This window comes from uncultured Roseobacter sp. (assembly GCF_947501835.1).
GTDB lineage: Bacteria > Pseudomonadota > Alphaproteobacteria > Rhodobacterales > Rhodobacteraceae > Roseobacter.
The window spans coordinates 1-8,158 of record NZ_CANMXR010000038.1; the positions used below are offsets into that span (position 1 = coordinate 1).

An 8,158-nucleotide genomic window follows, 5' to 3' on the forward strand; every position below is an offset into this window, starting at 1 on the left:
GTGACCCGGATGAGCGACAACGGCCCCAAACAAAGAAGGAAAACGAGCTTGACCCAAACGCCCAATTAGAGAAGCTGCCGTTCGTCCCAGATCTCGCATGCTGCGACGCGGCCCGCCAGACCGGACTTTCGCCGCGACCGCAAGATCGAGTTAGACCCAAACTCACACATTAGCGGACATTGCGGTCACCCGAGTCAAATCATCGAGCTGACAGTTATCCTCTGTTGCCCATCGCCTGAGAAAGATGGTCGGCAATAGTCCGAACCCGTGCCTCGACGAAGAGCTGTCTGGCCTCGTTTAAGCCGCCCCAAGGGTATTGCAGTTCCAATAGCGCCCTAAGCATCGATTCAAAACACGCCCATATAGACTAGCAGACAGACCAGCAGAAACCCCAAAACTGTCCCCCAGCTTACGGCGGAATACAGCTTCAACGTTTGCCATTCCAAACCGGTTGAACCTGGCGGCTTCAAAACCGAGCCACCTGTGATCGGTTTGGCAAACGATGGAAGTAAAGACCAAAAGTCACGAATGCTATGCGTGGGAGGGGGCAATCCTTCCATTGCGTGTTTTATGGTCAGGTCGAATTTGACCCCATAGTCGCTTCGATAATCGTTGGCCATTTTCTCTGGCTCATCGACCTTACGCATAGTGGTTATTGTGGTCTGGTTTCCACCATCGGTCCACACCAACCCACCTCTCGGATCATAAGGCGGAAGCGATACATTGAATAGGGTCCTAAAAGATGTCCGAAAGGCCTCCCATGACGCCATGCGCGCCTTGTCTGGCCCCGCCGGATGGGCCGTAGGCACGTCTCCGGATACTGCAAGCACGTTGCGGGATCTCGGTGTCATGACGAACAGAACCTTTTCGAGCTGATGATTTGTGGCCAACCATGCGATCTCTCTTCTCAGTGACGGTGTATCGTCCGGTGCTACAATTATGACGCCCGCGGCGTTTGCGGCTGCGCAAAACGCCTCCCACCAGGTCGCTTCAGATGTTTCGATGAAGGCGACGCCATGATCTGGCCCAACGGGCAAGTTGGCCCCAAGCGCCAGTGGGAAATACCCTTCAGACCTAAGGCCGTGTTCAAGTTCTTCAAAGATAGAAAAACCTCCACCCAGATCGCTATATGAGCGATCTTCGTGAAATGCTCTCAAGAAAAGTGCGATTGGCAGGACGCTCTCCACCGCGTTCGCTTGTGCTTTGATTGCGCCCTCCAATCGCTTTGAATTCTCGCGCAGCACGTCTCGGATCATAACGTCGATCGTTGCATGACCCATGATGACAAGTGAGGTGAAAAACAGCGTTTGCCAGGCAGGATGATTGCCAGCCCACGTAATGAATGCGCCTGCATAGGGTATTAAGATAAGAGGAAAAAGGATTGGAGAGAGCAAGAACACGACCAAGCTCATCTTCGGGCTTAGCCAAATAGGGCGTGAAGACGCTTGGTGCGCCTCAAAAAGCTCCTCCGCTGATTTCTGGTCGTGTGGTCCAGTCATCTGGCTACTCTTTGGAGTTTGAGCTTTCATCATACTCGCATTGTCGGCTCAACGCAGTGAGCAAAAGGCGAAGTGTCACGTGATGCTTTGTAGGTGTAACCCGAGCTTTGACCGCTGCCACTTCTTTCGAGACACTGTCGCATCATTGCTGCACAGGATAGCCTGACCGTGCTCAGAGCGCTGACATGGTTGACCTTTGGCACGGATGCGGCTTTCTCGGGCGAACTGCGACGATCCGAAAAAGCTGGTCCATTCCCCCGGCAGTTACTCAATCGCGTTACGGTGCCTGTAACATTGGGCTCTTCGCGGACATCGGATGCGGCGAAGCATTGGATCAGGTGTCGGAGGAACCGGTGGCGCTGAGGCGGCCCTAACCAGACGCTGAGTTTGCGGTTCAATGCTGCATCGCAGCTTCCCGGAAGCAGACATTGACAAATGGTCGCGGACGCCCCTCCTCAACCGAGACAAAAAAATCCAAAAACCGCAAAAGTTCTGCCGGGGTCTTAATCTTTGCTAAGCGCTTGATCCTGGGCGGGACGGTATGCTCGACCATAAACGAAATGGTGTGATTGCGGCGGTCGCTTTCCGGTGGCGAACGAGGTCCGGAATGTTGGCCTCATGGAAACAAGCCGTGAGGAGAGCGACCTATGAAACATTAGGCCGGTTTGGATGTGCAGTAAGGTGAGTGCCGTAATGCTGTAGCGCTGACCTTCTTTGGGGCACGGTCGGATCCTATCTACCGATTACCAATTACCCACTACTCCTTCGCCGATAGGAATACTATAAACCGGGTCCCAAACACGTGCTTAAGAAAACAATTCGAGCAGAGGGCTGCAGATTCCTGGCGAATTTCATATTCCCCGCAGGCTCCGTCACGGAGACCGAATTTTGCCGGAAGCTGAACTTCTGGCAGGACCTGGAATCGTGATTTTGCTCGCTGAGCCCGGTGCGGGAAAAACGGCGCTCTTGGACAGTATCGCAGACCAGTTGGGCGCTGATCGCGTTCGGGCCAGCGCTTTCCGTCAGGTTTCGGGACGCTCGACCCTTGTGGTCGACGCCTTTGATGAAGTGGCGCGGATCGGCGATGCACGCGTTCACGACATCCTGCATCAAATCCGCGATGCGGAGCCTGATCGCGTTCTGCTGTCAAGCCGATCCGGAGAATGGGAAGATGCCAAGACGCGGCTTGTCGGTGATTTGTTTGGCGTCGAACCCCACGTGACCCATCTCGTCTCGCTGGAGAGCAATGAGCAGCGACAGCTTTTTGAGTATTTTCACGCCGATCGATCATTCGACGCATTCGCGGAAGACATCAGCCGGTTCGACCTTCATCATCTTCTTGGTAACCCGGAGTTTCTGCGCCTGTTTGCGGGGGCCTATGTCGAAGCCGATGGTCACCTTCCTTCACGCTCCAACGTCTTTACGTTGGCAATCGAACACCTTGCCAGGGAAGCGAACCCAAATGTTCCTGCGGCCGGAGCGCCTGCAAGACACAGACGAACTGCATGGGCAAACGAGATCTTCGCGAAAATCCTCCTCTCCGGCGCAGATGGCGTGGCAGTTGGGGACATCGCAGAAGACGATTTGCACCCGCAATTTGAAACTATAGGGCTGGATGGTGACGGCCCGGCTTCGACCTTGTCGACGAAGTTGTTTCGGCCGGGAGCGGCCGCGAACCAGCATGAGCCCGTACACCGGATCGTGGCTGAATATGGCGCGGCTCAGCACTTGGTTGGTCTCATTGATGATCCGGCATCGCGGTTTAATTTGGAACGTGCCATGGCTCTCATCGCTCCAAATGGTGTGGTCCGGGACGACCTGCGTGGTCTGTTGGGATGGATGGCAGCACTTGGATCGCAGTCGATTCAGGATACGGCTATCGAACTTGATGCCTATGCCGTGTTGTCCAACGGCGATCCGTCCAGGCTGACATCCGCCTCGCGCATATCACTGCTTGATGCCCTGTCCGATCTAAATGCTGACGACCCTTATTTTCGCCGCAGTGACCAGTGGCGCACGTTCCGTGCATCGGGCCTCTTCACACCAGACATGCTGGAAGCGCTTCGACCCTTGCTTGTTGAATCACAGCAAGGGCATTTGCAGGGGCTTTTGCTCGAATTGCTGGTTGGCGCTCCCATCGTGAGTGATCTGAGAAATGAACTCGAAACCATCCTCTATGATGCGGAAACGAGCATTGGTCCACGTCTCGATGCCCTATCCTGCCTTTTGAACGATAGCGATTACGATCCAATCGCTGCTCTCCAAAGGCTCATTGGCGACGGCGCCGTCAACGCGCTCAGACTGGCGACAGAAGTCCTGATGTTTCTCGGGACCAGAGCAACTTACGATGAAACCCTTGCCACTCTTAGAGCCGCAACCGCGCTCTACTCTACCGATGGGGGGCGTCGATCAAGGAACTTCGATGACCGATATTTCCTGACGCGTCTTGTGGGCGAGCTTGATGAGGGGGTCTTTGTGCGGTTGCTCGACGATTTGACGGTTTCGTTGCAGTGCACCTGTTGTAACGAGCGGCATGCCTGTCATTGCCGGGACGGCATGAGCAAGACCGTCGGAATGCTTCTCGATCGCTATTTTGAGCTGGCCACCGGCCCTCATGATCCAGATCAAATCTGGGGTTGGGTTCGCAACCTGCACTTCCACAGTCAAACGAATGCAAGGCAAAGCCGAGCAGTCGAAGTGCTACAGGGTGATGACATCTTAAGACGAGCGCTGCAGGAGCATGCTTTTGCAGGGCTCATAGACAACGACGAAATCTTTAACGTGCTGTTTGACGTCATCGGTGAGTACGGCCACTCAGGCTTGAATCTGCGTGAAGGTGATGACCGCAATCTCGTGGACCTCGCTTTTCAAAACAACAACCCGGCTTTGTGGGGCCGCTTCATCGGCGTCCACCGTTATCATGGAGAGGCCTCCACCCGGGGACCTGACGAGTTTCGACGCTACTGCCGTGAGCAGGCGCTTGAGAAGCCTGCCCTCATGAGAGAATGGGCTTGGTTGAACCGAGCAAGACGCGATGGTTGGCGAAAGCAGCGCCCCAGACGCTATAGGTTCGAGGCACGCCGACGACGTAGCGAACGGCGCATCGAAGCCGCCAATACAACCTTTTTCCATGAGAACAGGACATCAATTGAACGCGGCGAGAACGTAAGATGGACCCATAGTCTTGCGCGGGCCTATCTCATTGATCCTGAAAAATTGCCTGAGGTCACTCATGGTCTGTTCGATCCGGACAGCACACTTCGACAGAGCCTCACAACCCTGTCTGATCGCTGCCCGACGATTGCAGAAGTCGGCGAAGGGGATGCAAGAGCTTGGGTCCAGATTTTCCTGGCCGGGGCTCTTGCGGAATATCGCGCCACCGGCACCCTGGATGAGGTGGCCCCGGAGGTCGCGCTTGCCATCCTGCATGACACCGGCGGCTACAAAACCTATGCAGACGGCGAGCAAGAGGCATTCCACGCGGAAGTTCAGCGATTGGCTCAGCTCTCCCCTGACGAGAGCGAGGCCTATGCGCGGGCCTATCTTGAGCCCGCGATGGAGGAGCCTGGCGATTTCTGTGATCTGCATATCCTGCAGCGCGAGCCAATGCTCAACCACCTCAGGGCCACACTTCCGCTCGAATGGCTTCAGCGTTTTCCAGAACTTGCGATCCATACCCTCGAGACACTCTTCGATATGGCTGCCAGTTTCGGAAATCGAGAGGCCCTTCTGTCTCTGATCCGAGTCCGCTGTGTTGCCTTGGGTGAAGGCATGCTGCCCCATAGGCATGAAGAGCAGCGGCCATTCTGGTTCATGCGGGATTTCTGGTTCGCCGAAGAAATCAACCCTGAGGTCTGGGACTACATGATCCGGGACCCCAACCTTGTCTTCTGGTTGGAGCGTCGTCGGGACCGCGGTCGGCAGGGAGATGACATTTGGTCGACGCTGTCGGCTGAGAAGATTGAGCAACTGCAACTAGCATATCGTCCTCATTGGCCTGTCGTTCCTCTTCCATCAAGCTGGGGGACTGGTAGCCCAAGAGGCGAGACCGCCTATCGATATCTTAGAGATTCTGTTTGGCAAATCGGCCGCGAAGAGCCGAACGCCGCGCTGCCGGTCATCGAAAGACTTCTCGCCGAAGATATCATGGCCCCATCCTATAACGATCTTCGCAGCATCCGGGCAGAACTGCGACGCAGATCAGCATTGGCGTCTGTGCGCCCCGGGCCAGCCGATGTGGCGCGTTTCATCGACGCAGGATTGCCAGCCAGTGTCGAGCAAACACGCGCCCTGGTTAAGGAGCTCTTCCAAGAACTGCAAAGGGAGATCCTGGCTGGGCACACGGGGCTCCGGGATCAGTTTTACGACGGCGGCGGTCGGCTGAACGAAGTCCGCGGGATGGCGCGCATAGCCGCCTGGTTGAGACCGCGCCTGGCTCCTTTGGACATACATGACGTGATCGAACATCAGCTCGCAGAACGAAACAGATGCGATCTCACAGCAACGCGCATGGTCAATGGTGCACCGAGAATGCTGGTTATTGAAGGCAAGGGCCAGTGGCACCGCGATCTGTTCGGGGCAGCTGCGACGCAGCTTGCAGATCGATATACCATGCATCCGGATGCTGATGAGCAGGGCGTATACCTCGTTCTATGGTATGGCTCCGACGAGGTCGTTGCCGGATCAGGGCAATATGAATTTCAGTCTGCCGCAGACCTTTGGGTAGCGATAGAGGCACGGCTGCCGGATGACCTACGCGGTCGCATTGATGTGCACATCCTTGATCTCTCCCAACCGGACACTGCACGTGATGGTTAGATCAGGTAACTGATTTCCGAAGAATGCAGTAAAACTCTGAGCTATAAAGAAATCTACGAGCTTGGCCGGCTTGGCACTTCAGCGGCGAGCCACTGACCAGGCTATAGGCTGCGTCCGAAGGCTCTTTATGGCGTCTCCGCCCAAGCGGGGAACGATCCTGCGTGCGTGTGGCAATGAGTTTGCGGCTTTGGCCTCGCTCGCGAATATGCCAAACCGCGTCATCACCACGGCCCATTCCTGCCATTCACCGTCCAGTCAAGATGCCGCGGTCGCAGCCCGCTTAGCGGTCATTCGCCGCAAGCCGAAGTTTGCCGTAGGTCGAACTCACGATCTGCGGACAAACAAACCCGCCATTCGCTGCCGTCCGATGAATGTCAGCTTATGCCAACCCAGAGCCAACAATCTCCGTCCATGGTGGTGGATACCGGAATTCCCTGCCATGTGGTATGCTCGCGCCATGGATATCCTAACCAACAGGCGATCTTTAATCGCGCATTTGGGTGCAGTGACTTCACTGTTGGGTGTCAGTGATGGCACATCGGCATTTGCTGGGTCGGAAGGACGAGAAGTCGAACGGCTCATATCAAGGATTGACGAGGTATCCGGCGCACTCCGCGGGGAGCTGATCTCGATTGGCGTGTCGGCATCGACGAATTGCTTTCCCGGATTCCTCCGGAAGACCTTGTGCGCGGGATTGATTTTGACCATCTTGCCAAAAGGATCGGCTTTGCGGAACTGGGCGTCACAACGGCGTTCATTGATTTTGGAGTTAACGAAAGAAGAACGCTGGATTTTCTGCCGAAGCTGTTCGCAGTCGATACAGGCAGATCCATTATACCTCACGGGCACGCGAACATGGTCTCGGCTCACCTGCCGTTGTCTGGTAACTTCCGGCTGCGCCAATATGATCAACTGTCACGCGATGAGCAGTCACTGACCATTCGACCCACAGTGGACCGGACAATTCGAAGCGGAGATCTGTCCTCCATTGGCGAGGACGATGACAACGTCCACTGGTTCATTGCAGAAGAGCCGTCCTACACCTTCGATGTGATCGTGACTGGGCTGGATGATACAGCGCGGCAACCCTACGATATCTTCAATCTGGACATGGAAGAGGCTGAGCGCGTCGAAGGCGACGCGCTTCGCGTGCCTCGACTGACGGTGTCAGAAGCACTTACAAAGTATGGCTGACGTCACTACCGTAATCTGATCTGATTTGCCGGGAGGTCGGATTGAGATGGGTTTTTTACCCGGCAGTAAGAAGATTGAGATAGACAAACCATGCACATCTATGGTTTCGACCACATCGTTCTTTGCGTGCGCAACGTTGACTCCACCCTGGACTTCTATCGGCACGTTCTGGGTATGGCGGCCCATGAAGAGCGGCCGGGAAAATGGTCGCTGCATTTCGGATCGAACAAGATCAGTGTTCAGGACGCGAACGATTTGCCAAGCCTTGCGAAAAAGACAGTCCCTGGAAGCGGCAATTTCTGCGTCTTGACTGATCTTCCAATGGCAGATGTGGTCGCTCAACTTCAGTCTCAAAACATTGAAATCGTCGAAGGCCCCGCGGAAAAGGCCGGCGCTGTCGGAAAGCTGATGTCGGTTTACTTCCGTGATCCCGATGGAAATCTCGTTGAGGTCAGCAATCGAAAGCGCTGACGAGCCGTTTGGCATCCGAACTGGCGTGGTGGCCGGAAAAGCCAGCCTCGTCAAAGCATCAAAAGCAGACATTCATGCGCAGCGCAGCATTGGTGACTCTGGGCTTATTTTGTTGAAGAAGTCGCTTTGATTTGGGAGGATGGCCGCCTCGCTGCGTTGGTCGCGGGCTTATTGTT

The 8,158-nt window shown here is 55.4% G+C and carries 4 protein-coding genes; 3 read left to right on the forward strand and 1 reads right to left on the reverse strand.

From position 1 onward, the window contains the following. Nucleotides 1-347: 347 nt before the first annotated feature. The gene (locus Q1A20_RS25710) at nt 348-1,499 is read right to left on the reverse strand and encodes a hypothetical protein (RefSeq protein WP_299919612.1); all 1,152 of its coding nucleotides are present in this window, start codon (nt 1,497-1,499) and stop codon (nt 348-350) included. Between the two features lie 888 nt (nt 1,500-2,387). Between Q1A20_RS25710 and Q1A20_RS25715 the strand changes: the two genes are divergently transcribed. From Q1A20_RS25715 to Q1A20_RS25725, 3 genes are all read left to right on the forward strand, one after another. Further along, nucleotides 2,388-6,317, forward strand: coding sequence for a hypothetical protein (locus Q1A20_RS25715; protein WP_299919614.1), 3,930 nt, complete (start codon nt 2,388-2,390; stop codon nt 6,315-6,317). A 684-nt stretch (nt 6,318-7,001) separates the two neighbouring features. Next, entirely contained in the window at nt 7,002-7,511 is a 510-nt protein-coding gene (locus tag Q1A20_RS25720) for a hypothetical protein (RefSeq protein ID WP_299919616.1), read from the forward strand. Nucleotides 7,512-7,601: 90 nt separating this feature from the next. Further along, nucleotides 7,602-7,982: a VOC family protein gene (locus Q1A20_RS25725; RefSeq protein ID WP_299919617.1), complete on the forward strand. Its 381-nt coding sequence runs from the start codon at nt 7,602-7,604 to the stop codon at nt 7,980-7,982. Nucleotides 7,983-8,158: the final 176 nt, after the last annotated feature.

Coding starts and splice junctions, on each gene's coding strand:
- Q1A20_RS25710 (WP_299919612.1), bottom strand. CDS start 1,499: ATGACTGGACCACACGACCAGAAATCAGCGGAGGAGCTTTTTGAGGCG.
- Q1A20_RS25725 (WP_299919617.1), top strand. CDS start 7,602: ATGCACATCTATGGTTTCGACCACATCGTTCTTTGCGTGCGCAACGTT.